The following is a 20,731-nucleotide window of genomic DNA, read 5'->3' as shown; positions in this document are numbered from 1 at the left end:
GACGTCTTGTTGGGTGGTGGGTCGCTCGAGTGCTAGCTGCGACCGGCTCGTGGATCGAGCGCATCTCGGATCGAGTCGCCGAGCAGGTTGAACGCGAGCACGAGCAGGAACAGCGCGGTACCCGGGATGAACAGGTAGAGCGGTGCTACCTGGTAGTACTTCACCGAGTTGGAGAGCATGTTTCCCCAGGTCGGTGTCGGCTCGGTGACCCCCACGCCGAGGAACGAGAGTGCGGCCTCGGCGCTGATGTACGACGGCAGCAGCAGCGATGAGTACACGAGGATCGGCACCCAGAGGTTCGGCAGGACCTCCTTGAACAGGATCCGCCGGGTGGAGGCGCCGGTCGAGATGGCTGCCTCCACGAACTCGCGCTCACGCAGGCTCAGCACCTGGCCGCGGATGATACGCGCCAGGTACGGCCAGCCGAAGATCCCGAAGACCAGGATCAGGAAGATCAGTCGCGCGGTGTTGCCGTCAACCCCGAAGCGCTGGTCCAGCGACTGCAGCACCAGCGGGCTGAGCGAGATCAGCAGGACGAGCTGCGGGATGCTGAGGATGAGGTCCATCGTGCGACCGAGGGCCGTGTCGATCCAGCCACCGCTGTAGCCGGCGATGATGCCGAGCGTGACGCCGATGACGCAGGTGAGCAAGGTCGCCGAGAAGGCCACCAACAGCGAGATCCGGCTGCCGTAGAGCAGCTCGGCCAAGATGTCGCGGCCCGTCTCCGGCTCGATGCCGAGCAGGTGCTGCAGGCTGATCGCGGCGTTCGCGAGACTGCTGCCCTTCGGCAGGCCGCCGTCACCGATGAGCTCGGTGTGGTAGGAGACGTCGACCCCGAGCATGCGGGTGATGACCGGTGCGAGCAGCGCGATCACGACGTACATGATCACGACCACCAGGCTGACCATGCCGACCTTGTCGCGCTTCAGCCGGCCCCAGGCGATCTGCGAGGGCGACCGCCCCTGCACGCCACCTTCGCCGCCGGAGACATGGGCCTCCTGCTCGACGGACTGCGACGCAATCGTCATGGCGCGATGAGCCTTTCGGTGGGGGACGTGCTCAAGCCGAGTGGACTCTATGCCAACCTGGCACACGCCGAGCAACCTCGACCACCCTACGTTGCCCAATCGTGACCGCGCCGCGACCTGGGTGCGCTCCCCAGGTTTCGCCCTGTTCGTCCTCGAGACGTCACCGACACCGGTCCGTGACCCGAAACGGGCCCACGAAGGGTGCTTCAGAAACGGACAAATAGGGCGCCAGCGGGCCCGCCGGAGGGCCGGTCAGGCGCGGCGGGCGCGGCCGTGGGCCTTCTGGCGATCGTGGGCGTTCAGCAGCACCATCCGGATCCGGACGGCGTCAGGGGTGACCTCGACGCACTCCTCGTCCCGGCAGAACTCGAGGGACTGCTCCAGCGAGAGCTTGCGGGCCGGCACCAGACGCTCCAGCTCGTCCGCGTTGGAGCGGACGTTGGTCATCTTCTTCTCTTTGGTGATGTTGACGTCCATGTCGTCCGCCCGGGAGTTCTCCCCCACCACCATCCCCTCGTACACCTCGGTGCCGGGGTCCACGAACAGGGTTCCGCGCTCCTGCAGGTTCGCCATGGCGTACTGGGTGGACGCGCCGGCCCGGTCGGAGACCAGCGACCCGCTGGGCCGGGTGCGCAGCTCGCCGAACCACGGCTCGTAGCGCTCGAAGACCTGGTGCGCGATGCCGGTGCCGCGGGTCTCGGTCAGGAACTCCGTGCGGAAGCCGATCAGGCCGCGTGAGGGCACCAGGAACTCCATCCGGATCCAGCCGGTGCCGTGGTTCGTCATCTGCTCCATCCGGCCCTTGCGGACGGCGAGCAGCTGGGTGATCGGGCCGAGGTAGTCCTCGGGAGCGTCCACGGTGAGGCGCTCGACCGGCTCGTGCAGCTTGCCCTCGATCTCGCGGGTGACCACCTGCGGCTTGCCGACGGTCAGCTCGAAGCCCTCACGGCGCATCTGCTCGACCAGGATGGCCAGCGCCAGCTCACCGCGACCCTGCACCTCCCAGGTGTCCGGCCGCGCGGTGGGCAGCACCCGCATGGACACGTTGCCGACCAGCTCGCGGTCCAGCCGGTCCTTGACCAGCCGGGCGGTGACCTTCGTGTTCTTGGTGGGGCCGCGGCCGGCCAGCGGCGAGGTGTTGGTGCCGATGGTCATGGAAATGGCCGGCTCGTCCACGGTGATCAACGGCAGCGGACGAGGGTCATCGGCGTCCGCGAGCGTCTCGCCGATGGTGATCTCCGGGATGCCGGCGATCGCGATGATGTCGCCGGGGCCGGCCTGCTCGGCGGGCAGACGCTCGAGCGCCTGGGTCATCAGCAGCTCGGTGATCTTGACCCGTTGCTGGGTGCCGTCGTGCCGGCACCAGGTGACCTGCTGGCCCTTGCGCACCGTGCCCTGGTGGACACGGCACAGCGCGATCCGGCCCAGGAACGGTGAGGCGTCCAGGTTGGTCACGTGCGCCTGGAACGGGTGCTCGTCGTCGTACACCGGCGCCGGCACGGCCTTCAGGATCGTCTCGAACAGCGGCTCGAGGTTGTCCGAGTCCGGCAGGCCGCCGTCCTCCGGACGGTTCAGCGAGGCCCGACCGGCCCGGGCCGAGGCGTACACGATGGGGAACTCGATCTGGTCCTCTTCGGCGTCCAGGTCCAGGAACAGCTCATAGGTCTCGTCGACGACCTCGCCGATCCGCGCGTCCGGGCGGTCGACCTTGTTGACCACCAGGATCACCGGCAGGCGGGCCTCCAGCGCCTTGCGCAGCACGAACCGCGTCTGTGGCAGGGGCCCCTCGCTGGCGTCGATGAGCAGGCAGACGGCGTCCACCATGGACAGCCCGCGCTCGACCTCGCCGCCGAAGTCGGCGTGGCCGGGGGTGTCGATGATGTTGATGGTGACCCCGTCGGGCTTGCCGATCGCGGCAGCGGCCGGGCCCTTGTACTTCACCCCGGTGTTCTTGGCCAGGATCGTGATCCCCTTCTCACGCTCCAGGTCGCCGGAGTCCATGGCGCGCTCGTCCACGTGCTGGTGCTCGCCGAAGGCGCCGGACTGCCACAACATGGCGTCGACAAGCGTGGTCTTGCCGTGGTCGACGTGGGCGACGATCGCGACATTACGGATGTCGTCGCGGCTCTGCGTGGGCATGGGGGTACGTCCTGTCCAGTTCGGGGAGTCAGCACAGTCTACGGCGCGCGCAGGACGCACGGCACGCCGCGGAGCCAGCCCTGCGGGCGGCCTTACCTCGGCAGATAGGGTCCGGCCCATGGGAACCGCTTTCCTGGACCTTCTGCGCCAGCAGATCCGGCACGAGTTCACGGCTTCGCAGCAGTACGTCGCGTTGGCCGTGTTCTTCGACGACTACGACATGCCCCAGCTCGCGGCGCACTTCTACGCGCAGTCCGTCGAGGAGCGCAACCACGCGATGATGATGGTGCAGTACCTGTTGGACAGCGACTCCCCGGTGGCGGTCACAGGCGTGGACGACGTCACCACCGAGTTCTCCTCGGTGATCGAGCCGATCGAGCTCGCGCTGCAGCAGGAGCGCACCGTGACGGCGCAGATCGAGGCCCTGGCCCGTACCGCCCGCGACGAGGGGGACTACCGCGGCGAGCAGTTCATGCAGTGGTTCCTCAAGGAGCAGGTCGAGGAGGTCGCCTCGATGAGCACGCTGCTGGCCATCGCCCGGCGGGCCGGCGACAACCTGTTCCACCTCGAGGACTTCGTGGCCCGGGAGATGTCCGCATCCCAGGCCGACCCGACGGCTCCCGCCGCCGCCGGGGGCGCGCTCTAGGATCCAGTCCGTGAGCAGACTGCTGGACGACGAGGAGATCGACCGCCAGCTCCGTGACCTGACCGGGTGGCAGCGGGACTCGCTGAGCCTGCGCGGTGCCTACACCGCGCCGGACTTCCCGACTGCGGTCCGGTTCGTGACCGAGCTGGCCGACGAGGCCGAGCAGATGAACCACCACCCCGACGTCGACCTGCGATGGAGCACCGTCGTGCTGCGCTGCTCCACCCACTCCGAGGGCGGGGTCACCCAGCTCGACATCGAGCTCGCGCACCGCGCGCAGGAGTGGGCGCAGCGGCTCGGGGCCGACGTGGGCGTGCCGCCGCGGCTCGTCGAGCTGGCCCTGGATGCGGCGGATCCGGCGGCGGTGCTGCCGTTCTGGCGCGAGGCGCTGGCCTACCGGGACGCCACGGTACGCGGCGAGACCGAGCTGCACGACCCGCACGGCGCCGGGTTCTCGTTGTGGTTCCAGACCATGGACCCACCGCGCAGCGAGCGCGGACGGTTCCACCTGGACGTGTACGTCGCGCCCGCGGACGCGGCTGGCCTGCGCGACCGGCTGGTCGCCCTCGGTGGCACCGTCACCGACGGCTCGCACGCGCCGGGCTGGTGGGTCGTCGCGGACGCCGAGGGCAACGAGTGCTGCGTCTGCACCCTGCCGAAGTGACAGGGCGATCGTGAGCGCAGCTCCCGAACCTGTCTCCGCGCATCAGGGCGAGCAGCACACCCAGTCGATCGGCGCCCGGCTGAACTGGCTGCGAGCAGGCGTGCTCGGCGCCAACGATGGCATCGTGTCGGTGGCCGGCATCGTCGTCGGGGTGGCCGGCGCGACGGCCGACCGCGGCACGATCTTCACCGCCGGCATCGCTGGTCTGGTGGCCGGCGCGCTGTCCATGGCGGCCGGTGAGTACGTCTCCGTCAGCACCCAGCGCGACACGGAGACGGCGTTGCTTGAGAAGGAACGTCGCGAGCTGCGCGAGATGCCGGCCGAGGAGCTGGACGAGCTCGCCGGCATCTACCAGGAGAAGGGCCTGCCGCCGGACCTGGCCCGCCAGGTGGCCGAGGAGCTCACCAAGCACGACGCGTTCGCCGCGCACGTGGACGCCGAGCTCGGCCTGGATCCCGACGACCTGACCAACCCCTGGCAGGCAGCCGGCGCGTCGGCGTCCGCGTTCACCGTGGGTGCGCTGCTGCCGATGTTCGCCATCCTGCTGCCGCCCACCGGGTGGCGGGTGCCGGTGACCTTCGTCTCGGTGGTGCTCGCGCTGGCGCTGACCGGCTGGGCCAGCGCCCGGATCGGCGACGCGAGCCGGGTGCGGGCGGTGCGGCGAAACGTGATCGGCGGCGCGCTGGCGATGGTGGTCACCTACGCCGTCGGGAGCCTCGTCGGCGGGATCGGGATCTGAGCCCGGCGGGTCACGGCGTTCTGCGATCCGCGCCGCGCACGCTCACGAGTCCAGATGCACCAGGTACGGCCAGCGCGCCGTCCAGCCCCCGCGCGGGCCCTGGCACAGGTAGATCGAGGCGTAGTCCCGCTCCTCGTTCGGCACCGGGCCGGTCACCTTGTGGCCCGTGTCGCAGCCGTCGAAGTCGTCGTTCGGGGGCCCGCCCTCGGCGACCACCACGACCGGCCCGGTCGCCGAGGGCGGCGGCGGTCCCCAGTCGCCGTAGCCGTTGTGCCCGCTGTACGCGCGGGGCAGGCCGCGGCTGGCGCCGAGCTCGTCCACCGCACCCGCCTCGCCGTAGTTGGAGGTGAACACCACGGTGGTGGTGCGCTCCCCCGCCGGGATGGTCCGGTACACGGCCGCGACCTGGTCCACAAACTCTGGCCAGCCCGCGGTCTCGCGCTGCTGCTCGCCGAGACCGGTCCAGGGGGACGCGGCGAGAGTGCTGAGCGGCAGCACGGGTAGGGCGGCTGGGATGAGCAGCGCCGACGTCCAGGCCACCGTGACCACTGTGCGCCAACGGGTTCGGCGCTCCTCGACCACCACCGCACCCGCGGCGAACAGCGGCAGGTAGGAGCCGGCCGGGTAGTAGACCTGGCCGGCGACCACGATGAAGAACACCAGGACCACGAGCGCGGTCACCGCTAGCGGGCGGAACGGGCGCCACCGGGGGTCCCGAACCATCGCGCGCACCCCGGCCACCAGCAGCACCGTCGCACCGACGCTGAAGATCACCAGCTGGGTGGCCAGGAACCCGATCCGTTCCCCCAGCACGCCGTACTCGGCGCGGATCTGCCCGGCCAGCTCGAGCTGCGGCCACCCGTGCTGGGCCTGCCAGGTCAGTCCCGGCGCCCAGAGCGCCACTGCGACAACGGCTCCGGCGACCAGCCAGCGACTGAGCAGCAGGCGGCGCGCGGTGCGGTCCAGGCCGATGGCCAGCACCGTCGCCCCGGCCAGCACCACGGGCAGCTGCTTGTTGTTCAACCCGATGCCGCAGACCAGCCCGAGGGCCAGCCAGAGCCGTGGATCGCGGGTGCGCAGCAGCCGGGTGGTCAGCCAGCCGGTCGACGCCCACACCGTCAGGTCCACCGTCGAGGTGACGAGCAGGTGGCCGCCGATCAGAGTCAGCGTCCCGATCGCCACGGTGACCGCGGCGAGCACCTGGCCGAACACCCGGCCACCCAGCTCGCGCGCGGTCAGCGCGGCGGTCAGCACGGTCACCGAGGTGAGCAGAGCGGCCGGGATGCGCAGCGCGAGCAGCGAACCGGGGGCGGCCAGGTCCGCGAGCCGGGCCAGGGCAGGAGTCAGCGGCCCCTGGTCGGGGAAGCCCCAGGCCAGGTGTCGACCGCCGGCCAGGAAGTACAGCTCGTCGCGGTGGAAGCCGTACCTGGTGGCCAGCGGCAGCAGGACCGCCAGCAGCACCAGGACGACGACGCTCAGCTGCCGCCAGGCGAGCGGCGGCGGAGCCGCCCGCTCCGCCGCCGGCAGCGCCGCCGACAGCGCAGCCGGCGGCTCGCTCACGGCTCGGCGTCCGAGGTTTGCGCGGGCAGCGCACGCCGGACCAGGCGGTCCAGCGCCTCCCGCTGCAGACCGCTGGCCGAGCGAGCCTCGGTCGGCGTGACCGCACCGCAGTCCATCGCGCGCAGCAGGAAACCGGCCAGCGCCTGGGCCGTCGCCGGCTCGTCGAGCACTCCCCCGCCCTGTCGCGCGGTGTAGGCGCGCAGCCGCGAACCCGCCTCGGGCAGGCCCTCCCGGAAGAACGTGCAGACGGCCAGGTGGCGGGTCACCAGCTGGGCGGGGTGCAGGTCCCAGCCTTGGTAGAGGCCGCGGCGGAGCGACCGGCGGACCAGCCGGGTGTGCAGGCGCCAGGCGGCTCGCACCTGGTCGCCGTCACCGACCGGCAGCACGTTGGTGGATCCGTCCGCGACCCGCACGCCGGTCCCGGCCGCGGCGAGCTGCATGACGGCCTTGGCATGGTCGGCCGCGGGGTGCTCCAGGCTCTGGAACGACGACGGCACGCCGAGCGCGGCGCTGTAGTCGTAGGTGCCGAAGTGCAGCCCGAGCAGGCGCCGTCCGCCCTCGTGCACCACCTTGGCGACGGTGGCGGACCCGTCGGCGGCGAGCACCGCCTGCGGGGTCTCGACCTGCACCTCGAAGCGCAGGCCGGCATCGGGGAGCGCGTAGGCGTGCTCCAGACGACGGCACAGCTCGACCATGGCACGCACCTGCTCGACGGAGCTCACCTTGGGCAGGGTCACCACGAAGCCGTCCGGCAGCGGCCCGACCTCGAGGGCGGCGCCGATCGCGAGGTCGAGGGTGCGCACTCCGCGGTGCCGGGTGGCCGGCTCGAACGAGGCGAACCGGATTCCCCACCAGGGCGGCGCGAGACCCTGCGCGGCGTCCTGGGCGACCGCCCGGACGGCACGGACGACGTCCTCGTCCTCGCGCTCGTCGGGTCGCCGTCCGTAGCCGTCCTCGAGGTCGATCCGCAGGTCCTCGACCGGCTCGATGCTCAGCTTGGCAAGTAGGACGTCCCAGCAGCCGCGCACCTGGTCCTCGTCCAGACCCGTTGCGAGAGCGAGGGACTCGGCGTCCGGCGCGAACCGGTCCAGCGCCTCGCGGGCCTGCGCCCCCCAGGACGCGGCGAGCCCGGCGCGCACCCGGTCGGCCGGCACGTACACGGTGTGCACCGGCGCACGCCCGGCCCGTTCGCCGGGATAGTCCCGGGCCGTGGCCGCGTCGGCCGGTGCGACGATCGCATCGACGGCCGACAGGTCGTCCGGGCCCAACCTGCCTCGGGGCGGCTGGGTCACCCGGTCACCAGCCGGTAGGCCGGCAACGTCAGGAACTCCACGTAGTCCGCGCCCAGCGCGGTCTGCTCGAACACTGCGCGCGCCTGCTCGAACCGACCCTCGCCGACGGCGGCGCCCTCGCCAGCGGTGACCTGCTGGTAGACCTCGTCCAGCAGCCCGCGGACCAACTCGGTGGTGATCGGCCGCCCGTCGGACAGCGTCGTGCCGTTGCGGATCCACTGCCAGATCTGGCTGCGTGCGATCTCCGCGGTCGCGGCGTCCTCCATCAGGTTGTGGATCGCCACCGCACCCTGCCCCCGCAGCCAGGACTCGACGTACAGCAGGACGACCTCGACGTTGCCGCGCAGCCCTTCCGGGGTGACCTGGCCGCCGGTGCGCGAGACGTCGAGCAGGTCGGCCGGACCGACCCGCACCTCTGCCCGAAGCCGGTCCAGCTGGTTCGGCCGCTCGCCCAGGACGGCGTCGAACACCTCCCGGCAGACTGGCACCAGGTCCGGGTGCGCCACCCAGGAACCGTCGAAGCCGTCCTGGGCCTCGCGTTCCTTGTCCTCGCGCACCTTGGCCAGCGCCCGGGCATTGACCTCGGCGTCCCGGCGGCTGGGGATGAACGCCGCCATGCCGCCGATGGCGAGGGCGCCGCGGCTGTGGCAGGTCTGCACCAGCAGCTCGGTGTAGGCACGCATGAAGGGCGCCGTCATGGTCACCGCGGCGCGGTCCGGCAGGACGAACTGCGGCCCGGCGTCGCGGAAGTTCTTGATCAGGCTGAACAGGTAGTCCCAGCGTCCGGCGTTCAGACCAGAGGCGTGCTCGCGCAGCTCGTAGAGGATCTCGTCCATCTCGAAGGCAGCGGTGATGGTCTCGATCAGCACCGTCGCCCGGACCGTGCCGTGCTCGATGCCGAGCGCCTGCTCGCTGTGGCTGAACACGTCGTCCCACAGCCGCGCCTCGAGGTGGCTCTCGGTCTTCGGCAGGTAGTAGTAGGGGCCGGCGCCGCGGGCCAGCAGCTCACGAGCGTTGTGGAAGAAGTGCAGCCCGAAGTCGACGAACGCACCGACCGTCCGCGAGCCGTCCACCAGCAGCCCGGCCTCGTCCAGGTGCCAGCCGCGGGGACGGACCACCGCGACCGCGAGCGGGCCTTCGGCCAGCGTGTAGTGCTTGCCCTCATCTGAGGTGTGCTCGAGCGAGCCGCGGTGGGCCTGGTAGAGCGAGACCTGCCCGCCGATCACGTTGTGCCAGTGCGGTGTGCTGGCGTCCTCCAGGTCGGCGAGCCACACCTTCGCGCCGGAGTTGAGCGCGTTGACGGCCATCTTCGGGTCGCAAGGGCCGGTGATCTCGACCCGGCGGTCGACCAGCGCGTCCGGTGCGGTCGCGACCCGCCAGTCACCGGCACGCACCGCCGCGGTGTCCGGCAGGAAGTCCAGCCGGCCGGTCCGCGCGATCTCCTCCCGACGTCGCTCCCGCGCGGCCAGCAGCTCGTCGCGGCGCGGTCCGAAGCGGCGCTGCAGGTCGGCCACGAACGCCAGGGCGTCCGCGGTCAGGACGTGTTCGGCGCCCGGCACCGGCCCGCCGACGATCTGGACGCCGGGCACCGCGGGCCAGGTCGCGGTCCCGTGCGACTCGTGCTGGCTCACCCGTCGTCCCCTCTGGGGTTCGGCGCGCTGTCGCGCCAATGCCGTTCGATCCTCTCGCGACCGGCCGCCGTGAGCGACCCCCACAGCCGAAGCCGTGCCATCCCGCCGTCCGGGTAGACGTCCAGCCGTACGTGGGTGACCTGCTCGGACGCCGGCACGCGCAGCCGGTGCCGGGTGTCCGGCTGCAACCTGGTGCGCGCCAACAGCTCGAACCAGTCGTCCGCGCCGGGCTCGCGGTCCGCGCAGTCGCTGCCGCGCAGCCCCGCCCAGCCCGGGGCGTTACCCACGTAGTAGCTGGTGTCCAGCTCGGCCAGCCGCACCGTCCCGGCGGCGGCCAGCCGCACCGTCACCCAGTCGTTGCCGTCGTCGCGGCGCCGAGCCGTCTCCCAGCCGTCGGCCATGCTGCGCGGCAGGCCTGGGCTGATCAGGTTGGTCGGCGCGCCGTAGAACAGGTCCGAGCAGCCCACCACGGCGCCGCCGTGCTCCAGAGCGGCCAGGTCGAGCTCGCCGTCCAGCAGCTGCGGGTCGGGCACCACCTGGCCGTGCACCCGCAGCCGCGCGACGCCGCCGTCGGGGAACATGCGCAACCGCACGTGGGTGAGCCGACCCTCGTGCGGCACGGCGAACACGTTCTGCGCGTCACCCCGCACGGCCGACGGCGACACCAACGTCGTCCAGCTGGCCTCGCGCAGCTCGGGCACCGACGGGTAACCGTCCACGCAGGCGCCCTCCACCGAGACCCGCGGCGGAAAGTTGCCGGTGAACCAGCTGGTGTCCACCACGACGGCGCGCACGATGCCGGCCACCCCGAGGCGCACGAGCGCCTCGTCGTGGCCGGGCTCGCGGCGCCGGCGGGTCTCCCAGCCGTCGTACACCTTTCCCTTGTGCCCGAACGCCGTCGGGTCGAACGACGCCGGCCCGGGCCGGATCAGGTTCTCGCGCTCGGCGAAGTGCTCGTCGTTGGCCCACACGACCGAGCCGCCGAGGGTGCGGACGGCCAGGTCGGGCAGCCGCAGCGCGGCGGCCAGCTGGTCCGTCCGCCCGTCCGGCTGGTCGGTCATCAACGGTCCTCTCGCGACAGCAGCCGTCCGCGGGGTTCGGCGCCGGCCGGTGCGCCGCGCAGCAGGGTACGCCGGACGACGCCAGTGAGCTCGCGCCCAGCGTAGGGGGTGAGCGGGTGGCGGTGCAGCAGCTCGTCCGGGCGCACCTCGAAGGTGGCGTCCGGGGCCAGCACGACCAGGTCGGCGTCGCAGCCGACGGCGATCCTTCCCTTGTGCCGCAGTCCGACGAGCGCCGCCGGGGCCTCGGCCATCCACCGCACCACGTCGGGCAGCAAGTGTCCGCGCGAGCGGGCGGCCGTCCAGACGACGGGCAGCCCGAGCTGCACCGACGAGATGCCGCCCCAGGCCGCGCCCAGGTCGCCGTCGGCGAGGTGCTTGAGCTCCGGCGGGCAGGGTGAGTGGTCGCTGACCACCATCGAGACGGTTCCGGCTCGCAGGCCCGCCCACAGCCCGTCCTGGTTCGCCCGGTCCCGAATCGGCGGGCAGCACTTGAACTCCGTCGCACCGTCCGGGACGTCCTGCGCGGCCAGGCTCAGGTAGTGCGGGCAGGTCTCGGCGGAGATGCGAACCCCGGCGTGCTGCGCTGCGGCGAGCTGGTCGAGCGAGCCCGCACTGGATAGGTGCACCACGTGCACCCGGGCACCGGTGCGCCGGGCCAGGTCGATCACGGTGGCGATGGCTTCGTCCTCGGCCGCGGCGGGGCGTGAGGCCAAGAAGTCGCGGTAGAGACGACCCGCGGCGGGCGGCGCCGCCGCGATGGTGCCGCCGTCCTCGGCGTGCACCAGCAGCAGCCCGTCGAAGGCGGCAACCTCGGCCATCGCGGCCGCCAGCTGCTCGTCGTCCAGGGCCGGGAACTCCTCGACCCCGGACTCGACCAGGAAGCACTTGAACCCGATGACCCCGTTGTCGTGCAACGTCTTCAGCCGACCCAGGTTGGACGGTACAGCTCCGGCCCAGAACGCGACGTCGATACCGCACCGGTGCTGCGCGCTGCGGCGCTTGGCCCGCAGCGCGTCGAGGTCGACGGTCGGTGGGATGCTGTTCAGCGGCATGTCGACCAGCGTGGTGACGCCACCGGCCGCAGCCGCCCGGGTGGCGCTGGCGAAGCCCTCCCAGTTGGTGCGTCCCGGCTCGTTGACGTGCACATGAGTGTCGACCAGCCCCGGCAGCAGCACCTCGTCGTCGGCGAGCACGAGCTCGCTGCGGGCCGGGACGATCGCGTCGGGCTCGCGCAACCCGATGATCCGGCCGTCGTCGACGAGCACGGTCACTGCGCGCAGGGTCCCGTCCACGACGGCGCGCCCGGCGCGGACCACCAGGTCCACTGCGGGCTCGTCCCAGCTCATGCTCTGCCGGTCACGAGCCGGTCACGTGCCGGTGATGTGCTCGGGACGCACCGGCACCCGGCGCAGCGGCCGTCCGGTCGCCGCCCGGATCGCCGCCGCGACGGCCGGACCCGAGGAGATGGTGGGCGGCTCACCGACCCCGCGCACCCCGTACGGCGCGTGCGGGTCGGCGTACTCCAGCACCCGGATCTGCATCGGTGGCATGTCCAGGATCGTCGGGATCAGGTAGTCGGTGAACGACGGGTTGCGGACCTGGCCGTCCTGGACCAGCACCTCCTCCATCAGCGCGAGTCCCATGCCCTGCGCGCTGCCGCCCTGGATCTGGCCGATCACCGCCTGCGGGTTCAGCGCCCGGCCGACGTCCTGGGCGGTGTCCAGGGCGACCACCTTGACCAGCCCGAGCTCGACGTCGACGTCCACCACGGCCCGGTGCGCGGAGAAGGCGAACTGGACGTGCGCGTCGCCCTGTCCGGTCTCAGGGTCGAGCGTGGACGTGGGTCGATGCCGCCACTCGACAGTGTCCTCGACGGCCTGCTCACCCAGCAGGTCCACCAGCGGGACGAGCACCTCACCGGAGGCCGCGACCACCTTGCCGCCGACCAGCGAAAGCCCTTGCGCGGGCTGGCCGGTCAGGCGCTCGGCCAGCTCGAGCACCCGGTGCCGGACGGCCTCGCAGGCCGCCTTGACCGCTCCCCCGGTCACGTAGGTCTGCCGTGAGGCGGACGTCGACCCGGCCGAACCGACCTGGGTGTCCGAGGTCTGCACCACCACCCGGTCCACGCCGAGCTCCGTCCGAGCGATCTGCTGCTGGATGGTGACCAGTCCCTGGCCGACCTCGGCGGCGGCAGTGTGCACCGTCACGATCGGCTCGCCGGCGGTGACCTGGATTCGCACGCGGGCCGTGGAGTAGTCGTCGAAGCCTTCGGAGAAGCCGACGTTCTTGTAGGTGACCGCGTAGCCGACGCCTCGGCGGACCCCCTCGCCGTGCGTGGTGTTGGACACTCCACCAGGCATCGAGCGCAGGTCGAGCTCGTCGTCCGGGCTGCGCTCGGCCGGCATCGGCAGGTCCCGCACCACCTGCAGCAGCTCGGCCACCGGCGCGGCGGAGTCGATCACCTGTCCGGTGATGTTCTGGTCGCCCTCGCGCATCCCGTTGAGCTGGCGGATCGCGACCCGGTCCAGGCCGAGCCGGTCGGCCAGCTCGTCCATCAGCGCCTCGTGGGCGAACGCGGTCTGCACACAGCCGAAGCCACGCATCGCCCCGCACGGCGGGTTGTTCGTGTAGACGCCGTAGCAGTCCACCTGCACGTCCGGGATGTTGTACGGCCCCAGGCCCATCGTGCCGCCGTTGCCGACCACGGCAGTGGTCGACGACGCGTAGGCACCGCCGTCGAACACGATGTCCGCCTTGGCGTAGCGCAGCCGTCCGTCCTGGTCCGCGCCGAACTCGTACCGCATGTCCGCGGGGTGGCGGTGCACGTGACCGAAGAACGACTCCTCACGGTTGTAGACCATCTTCACCGGCTTGCCGGTGTGCAGGGCCAGCAGGCAGGCGTGCACGTGGATGGACAGGTCCTCGCGTCCCCCGAACGCGCCGCCGACCCCGGACAGCGTCAGCCGCACCTTCTCCGGCGGGAGGGCGAGGGCCAGGCAGATCTGGCGTTGGTCCACGTGCAGCCACTGCGTCGCGACGAACAGGTCGACACCACCGTCCTCGGCAGGCACCGCGAGGCCGGACTCCGGCCCGAGGAACGCCTGGTCCTGCATGCCCACCTCGAAGTCGAGCCGGACGACGACCGGCGCCTCGAACCGGCCCTCTCCCTTGCGGATCTTCAGGTGCCGCAACAGGTTGCCCCGCTCGTGCACCTTCGGCGCCAGCGGTTGCATGGCGTCGCGGCCGTCGGTCACGGCTGGCAGCACCTCGTAGTCGACCACGATCTGCTTGGCCGCCTGGCGGGCCACCTCCGGGTGGTCTGCGGCCACGATCGCGACCGGCTCGCCCTGGTACCGGACGACGTCGCGGGCCAGCACCGGCTGGTCGTCGAACTCCAGCCCGAACGCGTTGTGGCCCGGCACGTCATCCGAGGTGAGCACCGCGTACACCCCGGGCACCGCGAGCGCGGCCCCGATCGACACCGAGCGGATCCGGGCGTGCGGATGCGGGCTGCGCAGCGTGACGCCCCAGATCATGTCGTCCATCCACAGGTCGCTGGCGTAGGCGAACTCGCCAGTGACCTTCAGCGTGCCGTCGGGCCGGCTCGGGCTCTCGCCGATCCGGCCCGTCCCCTCGCTCACGCCTGCGGGCGCAGCACCTCCTGGTCTGGTCGGGGTACTGGTCGGGGTGCTGGTCATCTCAGCCCGCCTTTCGCACCAGCGACCGGTGCACATCCGCCGCACGCACGGCCAGCGAGTGCTCGTCGACCGTGGTGACCCGGCCCTGCCGGACGACCACCTCGCCGTCCACCAGGACCAGCTCGACGGGTGGCGCGGACCCCAGCACCAGGGCCGCGACCGGGTCGGCGATGTCGTGGTGCGCCAGCGTGTCCAGCCGCCAGACCACCAGGTCGGCCAGCTTGCCCGGTTCGAGGCTGCCGATCTCGTCGGCCCGGCCCAGCACCTGGGCGCCGCCGATGGTTGCCATCTCCAGGGCGCCCCGCACGGTGAGCGCCTGCGGGCCGCCAGCGGCCCGGGCGAAGAGCAAGGCGTGCCGCACCTCCTCGACCAGGCTGGCGGCCTCGTTGCTGGCGGCCCCGTCGACGCCCAGGCCGACCGGTGCCCCGGCGTCGCGCAGGTCCCGGGCTCGCGCGGTGCCGGCACCGAGGCGGGCGTTGGACGAGGGGCAGTGCGCCACCCCGGTCCGGGTCTCCCCCAGCCGCCGCACCGCCTTGTCGTCCAGGTGCACCGCGTGGGCGAACCACACATCGTCCCCGGTCCAGCCGAGCTGCTCGACGTACTCCAGCGGCGTTCCGCCGAAGCGTTCGCGGCAGAAGTCCACCTCGTCCAGCGTCTCCGCCAGGTGAGTGTGCAGCCGGACACCGCGGGCGCGGGCGAGCTCGGCGGCCGCGCGCATCAGCTCACCGGTCACCGAGAACGGCGAGCAGGGGGCGACCGCGACGCGGACCATCGAGCCCGGTGCCGGGTCGTGCCAGCGGGTGATGGCCTCGTCCGTGCCGGTGAGGACGTCGTCCAGCCGCTCGACCACGTCGTCCGGCGGCAGGCCACCCTGGCTGCGGCCCAGGTCCATCGAGCCGCGACACGGGTGGAAACGCAGCCCGACCTGTTGTGCCGCAGCGATCTCGGCTCCGAAGACGTCGCCACCCTCGCTCGGGAAGACGTAGTGGTGGTCGGTGGTGGTGGTGCAGCCGGTGCGGGCCAACCAGGCCAGCGCCCCGCTGGCGGCCACGTGCACGGCGTCCTCGTCGATGCCCGCCCACACCGGGTAAAGCGTGGTCAGCCACTCGAAGAGCGTCGCGTCCACCGCGAGTCCTCGGGTGACCCACTGGTAGAGGTGGTGGTGGGTGTTGACCAGGCCCGGGGTGACCAGGCAGCCGGCGGCGTCGAGCACCTCGGCCCCCTCGCGCAGCTCGTCGGGCGCGCGGCCGGGACCGACCGCGACGATCCGGTTTCCGTCCAGCACCACGTGTCCGACCGGGTACTCGGTGCGCCGGGAGTCGACGGTGACGACGGCGGCGCCCTCGACGACCCGCCTCATGGCTGACCTGCCGTGGCGGCCGCGGGCGCGTCGCCGGACTGCCGCTCAGCGGCGAGCCGGACGGCGTCCAGGATCTTCTCGTAGCCGGTGCAGCGGCACAGGTTCCCGGCGAGCGCCTCCCGGATCTCGGGGTCGCTCGGCCGGGGGTTGCGGGCGATCAGGTCGTGCGCGGCGACCAGCAGCCCGGGGGTGCAGAAGCCGCACTGCACGGCACCTGCCTCGACGAAGGCCTGCTGCACCGGGTGCAGCTCGTCCGGCCCGGCCAGGCCCTCCACGGTGACCAGCTCACGGCTCTCGGCCTGCCCTGCGGCGACCAGGCAGGCGCACACCGGCAGGCCGTCCAGGTACACCGTGCACGAGCCGCACTCGCCCTGCTCGCAGGCGTTCTTCGAGCCGGGCAGGCCCAGCCGTTCGCGCAGCACGTAGAGCAGGCTCTCGCCCTCCCACACGTCGTCGACCTCGCGGCGCTCACCGTTGACGGTCGTGGTGATCCGCATCGGCTCAGGCCGCCTTCCGGTAGTCGTCCCACGCCCAGGTCAGGGCGCGCCGGGCCATCACGGACAGCGAGTGCAGCCGGTAGGCGGCGCTGCCGCGGACGTCGTCGATCGGCGACGCGGCGGCCCGCACCCGGGTGCCGAACTCGGCGGCCAGGCTCGCTGGCAGCGGTCCGCGGCTGTGCCATAGGCCGGCCTCGGCCAGGGCGTGGGCGGCGAACTGCTCGGCGTCCGGCGCCCGGCGCGGAGTCGGTGCGGCAGAACCGATCCCGGTGCCGACCTGCTCACGGTCCGGGTGCAGGGCCAGGCCGAAGGCGGCCACCGAGATGACCATCGCGTTGCGGGTGCCGATCTTGCTGAACTGCTGCGGGCCGCTCGGCGGGGTGACCCAGACCGCGGCGATCAGCTCGTCGGCGGCCAGGGCGTTGCGCTTGACGCCGGTGTAGAAGTCCGCGATCGGGATGCGCCTCGTGCCGGACGCGGACGCCACCTCGACCTCGCAGTCGGCGGCCAGCAGCGCGGGGTGGCTGTCCCCGGCCGGCGAGGCCGCGCCGAGGTTGCCGCCGACGGTGCCGCGGTTGCGGATCTGCGGCGACCCGACGGTCCGCGAGGCCATCGCCAGTCCTGGTAGCACGTCGCCGAGCTCGTCGATCACCCGGGCGTAGGTCACCCCTGCACCCAGCCGGACCCGGCCGTCCTCGGTCGTCCAGGTGGCCAGGTCGGGCACCCGGGTGAGATCGAGCAGCGCGGGGGGACGGCGTCGGTCGAAGTTGATCTCGACCATGACGTCGGTCCCGCCGCAGATCGGCACGGCGTCGGGATGCTCGGCCTTCGCGGCCAGCGCGTCGGCCCAGCTGCTCGGCTGCAGGAACTCCACGCGGCCTCCACCCGGCCGGGTGTGACACCCGGCTGGCATCCGTCGTCCTCGGCGTCCCCGTAGTACACAACCTGCTGGCGCGCCGCGCCGTCGTCCGGGGGAACGAACTGGGCGCCGTCCGGCAAGGCTGCGTTGTAGGTTTCTCCAAGCGGACGACGGGAGGAGACCGGTGCTACTGGGTGACCTGCTCGCCAACCCCGAGCTCGAGCTGAGGCTGCTGCACGGGGACGACGCCGCGCTGTCCCGGCCGCTGCGCTGGGTCTACACCACGGACCTGCTCGACCCGAGCCAGTACCTGTCCGGCGGCGAGCTGGTGATGACCGGGCTGGTCTGGCGCCATCAGGCGGCGGACAGCGAGCGGTTCGTCTCGGCCATCGCAGCGGCCGGCGCCGCGGCACTGGCGGCTGGCGACGCGCTGTTCGGTTCGGTGCCGGCGGACGTGGTTGCCGCATGCCGACGGCACGGGCTGGCACTGCTCGAGGTGCCGACGCACGTCTCGTTCGGCGACATCACCGAACGCGTAGTGGCCGCGGTGGCCGGTGCGCGTGGTGACCGGCTGGCCATGATGCTCGGCCGACAGCGTCAGCTGCTGTCGCTGATGGCCGAGGGACGGGGACTCGACGAGCTGACCACCCGGGTGCACTCGGACACGGGGCTGATCTGCCGGATCCTGACCCCGACCGGACGCGAGGTGACGGCCTGGCCGCAGCCGCTGGGCGACGACGAGCTGGACCGGCTGACCCACGCCTTCCTCGCGGCCGACCGGCTGCCCGCGGTGACGCCCGCAGGTGAGCCGCCGTACAGCCTCTTCGCGGTCGGCCCGGGCCTGGGACACCGCACGACGTCCTGGATGGTTGCGGCGCAAGGGGTCTGGACCGACTGGGACGTGGACGTCGCGGACGTCGTCAACGAGCTCGCCGCCATCGCGGCGCTGGACCGCGGCCGGCGTGAGGAGGGACTGCACACGGCCAGGTCGCTCGGCGGGCCGGACGCGTTGCGGCGCAGCGACTTCGGGGGCCCTGGTGAACCGCTGCACGTGCTGGTGGCCGGCTTCGCCGACCGGGACGACCTGGTGGAGACCGCACGAGCTGTCCTGGACGACGTCGCCGCCGGCTGCAGGTCCTCACTCCCCGCCCGGGTTGAGGTGCTGGACTCGGGAGAGCACGTCGCCGCGGTGCTGCTGCCTGCCCGGGTTGACGGGGTCGCGTCGGTCGGGCACGTCCGCAAGGCGTTGGGGCGGCTACGTCCTGGCGTCGTCGGCACCCGGTTGGCCGTGGGCATCGGGGGACCGACCGGCGCCGACTCCGTCGGCGGCGCGCTGGACGAGGCCGGGCACGCCTACCGGGTCGCGTTGGGACGACACGACCCGGTGGACGTGGTCGCCGGGGACGAGGTGACGTCGTCGGTACTGCTGCTGGCGAGCGTCCCGGACGACGTCCGGCGGGCGTTCGCCAGGCGCGTGCTGGGACCGGTGCTGGACTACGACGGCGCGCACGACGCCGACCTGCGCCGGACGCTGCAGGCGTTCCTGGACTGCTCGGGCGCGTGGAACCGGACGGCCGCCCAGCTGCACCTGCACGTCAACACCGTGCGCTATCGGATCACGCGCGTCGAGGAGCTGACCGGCCGGGACCTGACCCGGCTGGAGGACCGGGTCGACCTCTTCCTTGCCCTGCGGTCGCTGTGAGGCTCAGGCGTCGTCGCGGGTGACGGTGGCCTCGATCAGCCCGTAGGGGCGGTCCGCGGCCAGGTAGACCTCGCCGGGGTTGTCCAGACCGAACGGCGCGAGATCGACCAGGAAGTGGTGCTTGTTTGGCGCGCTGAGCCGGATCTCGGCGAGCAGCGGATGGGCCTGCAGGACCGCGCGGCCCATGTGCCACAAGGTCTGCTGCAGGGCGAGGGAGTGCACCGAGGCGAACTGCTCGACCAGGATCCGGCGCACGTCGGCGTACGAGGTCGCCCAGTCGGCAGAGGTCAACGTGTGCCGCCAACGAGCGACCAACGAGGTGGCCAGCACCCGGTCGTGCGTCTCGGCGAGAGTCGTGTACTCGTCGTGCAGGAAGCCGGCGAACTCCGAACCGGTGGACTTCAGCAGCACCAGGTCGTCGAGCCCGCTGACCAGGTCGAGCCGCTGCTCGCCGCCGCTGCCCTCGACCGTGGCTTCGGCGAAGCGCACCTCGGGCCCGCTGCGTACCCACGTGTGGTTGTGCTCGACGCCATCGAAGGACGCCCGCTGCCACCCGAGCTCCTGCACGGTGACCCGGGCGGACCGGACCGGCTCGACGTCGTCCACGAAGTGCCCGGCGAGCAGCAGCGCGTAGTCCTCGATCTGGTCGACGCCGTACTGCCTGGCGAACGCGAAGGCGGCGTTCTTCTGGCTGTCCGTGGGCAGCACATTGCGCTGGTCGCCGTCCAGGTGCGCGGCCGCGAAGTCGCCGCGCAACGAGGTGCTGACATTGAGGTCGCGGATCTCGTGGCGCGGGCCGTTCCGCGAGATGTGCACGACCCGGCTCTCGGCCTTGCCGTACTGGTTCTGCCCCAGGACGATCGCCATCGGGTCAGCTCCCTCGGTAGGTGGAGTAGGCGAACGGCGAGAGCAGCAGCGGTACGTGCAGCCGTCCGTCCCCGTCGAAGACGTCAATGGTCACCACGACCTCCGGGAAGAACGCCGGCTCACCAGTCGTCGCGAGGTAGGCGGCCGTGTCGAAGACCAGCCGCACGCGGCCCGGGGCCAGGTCGTCACCGCCGAGCTGGCCGACCCGGCCGTCGTCGTCCGTGACCGCCTCTGCGAGAACGGTTCCGTCCTGCGTCTCGAGTCGCACCGGCACCCCCCGCGCCGGGCGACCGAGTGCGGTGTCGAGCACATGCGTGCTGATGCTGGTCATCCGTCCTCCGCGAGCATCGTGGCCAACCTCAGCCGGGTGATCTTGGCGAGCTCCTGGCGCATCACCGCGCGTTCGGTGGCCGGGTCGTTGGTCAGCCGGGTGCGGAGCTGGGCGAGCAGCTCCTCGGCGCTCAACCCGCTGGCGCACACCAGGTACACGTACCCGAAGCGGCCCTCGTAGGCCAGGTTGAGCTCGGCCATCGAAGCCCGGGTCGCCGCTGCCGCTTCATCCATGCCGGCCTGCTCGCGTCGGGAACGCTCGGCGGCCTGCCCGGCCCGCGCCCGCTCGCCGATCCGCGGATGCCCGGCGAGCGCATCGCTGAGCTCCGTCTGGTCCAGGGCGTCGATCGCCTCGGCGGCGACCCGCTGCGCCTCGGCCACGGACGCGAAGGGGCGGCCAGCGGCCATCGCCCGTACCCAGGCCGGCGACGAGCAGCACGCGAGCAGGTCGTGCTCGGCCGTGACAGCACTCATGGCATTGAAGCGTGCCAGGGCTGTCGGCTGATCGGGCGGCACGGAGCCAGCCTGGCGCCTGCGAGCGCCCTGGGCGAGTGCAGATCCGCCAAAGGGGTGCCGCCGGAGGCGTGACGGGTTGTGGGATCGCACAGGGCGGCGAGGCACTGCCGCGGTCGCGATGGCCCACAATGGCCGCGACGGC

At 72.2% G+C, this 20,731-nt stretch carries 18 protein-coding genes; 4 read left to right on the top strand and 14 right to left on the bottom strand.

Going from position 1 to position 20,731, the window contains the following annotated elements; translation table 11 throughout:
* Nucleotides 1-32 precede the first annotated feature (32 nt).
* Together ACPPVT_RS05390 and typA are read right to left on the bottom strand one after the other, a co-directional pair.
* Nucleotides 33-1,028, bottom strand: a complete 996-nt coding sequence (locus tag ACPPVT_RS05390; RefSeq protein ID WP_426566000.1) for an ABC transporter permease — start codon at nucleotides 1,026-1,028, stop codon at nucleotides 33-35.
* Nucleotides 1,029-1,280: 252 nt separating this feature from the next.
* Complete coding sequence (gene typA, locus ACPPVT_RS05385; protein WP_426565999.1) at nucleotides 1,281-3,167, bottom strand: translational GTPase TypA; 1,887 nt, start codon at nucleotides 3,165-3,167, stop codon at nucleotides 1,281-1,283.
* A 118-nt stretch (nucleotides 3,168-3,285) separates the two neighbouring features.
* Between typA and ACPPVT_RS05380 the strand changes: the two genes are divergently transcribed.
* From ACPPVT_RS05380 to ACPPVT_RS05370, 3 genes are read left to right on the top strand one after another with little or no spacing between them, the layout of a single operon-like run.
* Nucleotides 3,286-3,813 carry a ferritin gene (locus tag ACPPVT_RS05380; protein WP_426565998.1) on the top strand — a complete coding sequence of 176 codons (528 nt, stop codon included), beginning with the start codon at nucleotides 3,286-3,288 and terminating at the stop codon, nucleotides 3,811-3,813.
* A 10-nt stretch (nucleotides 3,814-3,823) separates the two neighbouring features.
* Nucleotides 3,824-4,477 carry a 4a-hydroxytetrahydrobiopterin dehydratase gene (locus ACPPVT_RS05375; protein WP_426565997.1) on the top strand — a complete coding sequence of 218 codons (654 nt, stop codon included), beginning with the start codon at nucleotides 3,824-3,826 and terminating at the stop codon, nucleotides 4,475-4,477.
* Nucleotides 4,478-4,487: 10 nt separating this feature from the next.
* Complete coding sequence (locus ACPPVT_RS05370) at nucleotides 4,488-5,216, top strand: VIT1/CCC1 transporter family protein (protein WP_426565996.1); 729 nt, start codon at nucleotides 4,488-4,490, stop codon at nucleotides 5,214-5,216.
* Nucleotides 5,217-5,258: 42 nt separating this feature from the next.
* On the opposite strand, the gene ACPPVT_RS05365 is transcribed toward ACPPVT_RS05370, so the two are convergent.
* The 9 genes from ACPPVT_RS05365 to ACPPVT_RS05325 are packed head-to-tail and all read right to left on the bottom strand — an operon-like array spanning nucleotide 5,259 to nucleotide 17,189.
* Nucleotides 5,259-6,776, bottom strand: coding sequence for an ArnT family glycosyltransferase (locus ACPPVT_RS05365; protein ID WP_426565995.1), 1,518 nt, complete (start codon nucleotides 6,774-6,776; stop codon nucleotides 5,259-5,261).
* Entirely contained in the window at nucleotides 6,773-8,068 is a 1,296-nt protein-coding gene (locus tag ACPPVT_RS05360; RefSeq protein ID WP_426565994.1) for a DUF6986 family protein, read from the bottom strand. The genes ACPPVT_RS05365 and ACPPVT_RS05360 overlap by 4 nt, the downstream gene beginning before the upstream one ends.
* Nucleotides 8,065-9,657: a malate synthase A gene (gene aceB / locus ACPPVT_RS05355; RefSeq protein WP_426567059.1), complete on the bottom strand. Its 1,593-nt coding sequence runs from the start codon at nucleotides 9,655-9,657 to the stop codon at nucleotides 8,065-8,067. The genes ACPPVT_RS05360 and aceB overlap by 4 nt, the downstream gene beginning before the upstream one ends.
* A 38-nt stretch (nucleotides 9,658-9,695) precedes the next feature.
* Nucleotides 9,696-10,760 carry an allantoicase gene (alc, locus tag ACPPVT_RS05350; protein WP_426565993.1) on the bottom strand — a complete coding sequence of 355 codons (1,065 nt, stop codon included), beginning with the start codon at nucleotides 10,758-10,760 and terminating at the stop codon, nucleotides 9,696-9,698.
* Nucleotides 10,760-12,106 (bottom strand): allantoinase AllB, encoded by a 1,347-nt coding sequence (gene allB / locus ACPPVT_RS05345; RefSeq protein ID WP_426565992.1) that lies wholly within the window; start codon nucleotides 12,104-12,106, stop codon nucleotides 10,760-10,762. Before allB ends, alc begins: the two co-directional genes overlap by 1 nt.
* Before the next feature lie 21 nt (nucleotides 12,107-12,127).
* A complete protein-coding gene (gene pucD / locus ACPPVT_RS05340) occupies nucleotides 12,128-14,458 on the bottom strand; it encodes a xanthine dehydrogenase subunit D (protein WP_426565991.1) in 2,331 nt (776 codons plus the stop codon).
* A gap of 1 nt (nucleotide 14,459) precedes the next feature.
* Nucleotides 14,460-15,818 (bottom strand): 8-oxoguanine deaminase, encoded by a 1,359-nt coding sequence (locus tag ACPPVT_RS05335; RefSeq protein ID WP_426565990.1) that lies wholly within the window; start codon nucleotides 15,816-15,818, stop codon nucleotides 14,460-14,462.
* Nucleotides 15,815-16,315: a (2Fe-2S)-binding protein gene (locus ACPPVT_RS05330; protein ID WP_426565989.1), complete on the bottom strand. Its 501-nt coding sequence runs from the start codon at nucleotides 16,313-16,315 to the stop codon at nucleotides 15,815-15,817. Before ACPPVT_RS05330 ends, ACPPVT_RS05335 begins: the two co-directional genes overlap by 4 nt.
* Nucleotides 16,316-16,319: 4 nt before the next feature.
* Nucleotides 16,320-17,189: an FAD binding domain-containing protein gene (locus ACPPVT_RS05325; protein ID WP_426565988.1), complete on the bottom strand. Its 870-nt coding sequence runs from the start codon at nucleotides 17,187-17,189 to the stop codon at nucleotides 16,320-16,322.
* A gap of 169 nt (nucleotides 17,190-17,358) precedes the next feature.
* Between ACPPVT_RS05325 and ACPPVT_RS05320 the strand changes: the two genes are divergently transcribed.
* Nucleotides 17,359-18,876 carry a PucR family transcriptional regulator gene (locus tag ACPPVT_RS05320; RefSeq protein WP_426565987.1) on the top strand — a complete coding sequence of 506 codons (1,518 nt, stop codon included), beginning with the start codon at nucleotides 17,359-17,361 and terminating at the stop codon, nucleotides 18,874-18,876.
* A 3-nt stretch (nucleotides 18,877-18,879) separates the two neighbouring features.
* On the opposite strand, the gene pucL is transcribed toward ACPPVT_RS05320, so the two are convergent.
* The 3 genes from pucL to uraD are packed head-to-tail and all read right to left on the bottom strand — an operon-like array spanning nucleotide 18,880 to nucleotide 20,547.
* Nucleotides 18,880-19,743 (bottom strand): factor-independent urate hydroxylase, encoded by an 864-nt coding sequence (pucL, locus tag ACPPVT_RS05315; protein ID WP_426565986.1) that lies wholly within the window; start codon nucleotides 19,741-19,743, stop codon nucleotides 18,880-18,882.
* Nucleotides 19,744-19,747: 4 nt separating this feature from the next.
* A complete protein-coding gene (gene uraH / locus ACPPVT_RS05310) occupies nucleotides 19,748-20,074 on the bottom strand; it encodes a hydroxyisourate hydrolase (RefSeq protein ID WP_426565985.1) in 327 nt (108 codons plus the stop codon).
* Entirely contained in the window at nucleotides 20,071-20,547 is a 477-nt protein-coding gene (uraD, locus tag ACPPVT_RS05305; RefSeq protein ID WP_426565984.1) for a 2-oxo-4-hydroxy-4-carboxy-5-ureidoimidazoline decarboxylase, read from the bottom strand. The genes uraH and uraD overlap by 4 nt, the downstream gene beginning before the upstream one ends.
* Nucleotides 20,548-20,731 lie beyond the last annotated feature (184 nt).

This window comes from Angustibacter sp. McL0619, assembly GCF_049994355.1.
GTDB lineage: Bacteria > Actinomycetota > Actinomycetes > Actinomycetales > Angustibacteraceae > Angustibacter.
The sequence above is the reverse complement of the archived record's forward strand: the minus strand, read 5'-3'. Positions and strand labels throughout refer to the sequence as shown.

Bases quoted from the DNA above. Each gene is read 5' to 3' on its own strand.
- uraD (WP_426565984.1), bottom strand. From the start codon at position 20,547: ATGAGTGCTGTCACGGCCGAGCACGACCTGCTCGCGTGCTGCTCGTCG.
- pucL (WP_426565986.1), bottom strand. From the start codon at position 19,743: ATGGCGATCGTCCTGGGGCAGAACCAGTACGGCAAGGCCGAGAGCCGG.
- alc (WP_426565993.1), bottom strand. From the start codon at position 10,760: ATGACCGACCAGCCGGACGGGCGGACGGACCAGCTGGCCGCCGCGCTG.
- ACPPVT_RS05380 (WP_426565998.1), top strand. From the start codon at position 3,286: ATGGGAACCGCTTTCCTGGACCTTCTGCGCCAGCAGATCCGGCACGAG.
- uraH (WP_426565985.1), bottom strand. From the start codon at position 20,074: ATGACCAGCATCAGCACGCATGTGCTCGACACCGCACTCGGTCGCCCG.
- typA (WP_426565999.1), bottom strand. From the start codon at position 3,167: ATGCCCACGCAGAGCCGCGACGACATCCGTAATGTCGCGATCGTCGCC.
- allB (WP_426565992.1), bottom strand. From the start codon at position 12,106: ATGAGCTGGGACGAGCCCGCAGTGGACCTGGTGGTCCGCGCCGGGCGC.
- ACPPVT_RS05330 (WP_426565989.1), bottom strand. From the start codon at position 16,315: ATGCGGATCACCACGACCGTCAACGGTGAGCGCCGCGAGGTCGACGAC.
- pucD (WP_426565991.1), bottom strand. From the start codon at position 14,458: ATGACCAGCACCCCGACCAGTACCCCGACCAGACCAGGAGGTGCTGCG.
- ACPPVT_RS05390 (WP_426566000.1), bottom strand. From the start codon at position 1,028: ATGACGATTGCGTCGCAGTCCGTCGAGCAGGAGGCCCATGTCTCCGGC.
- ACPPVT_RS05335 (WP_426565990.1), bottom strand. From the start codon at position 15,818: ATGAGGCGGGTCGTCGAGGGCGCCGCCGTCGTCACCGTCGACTCCCGG.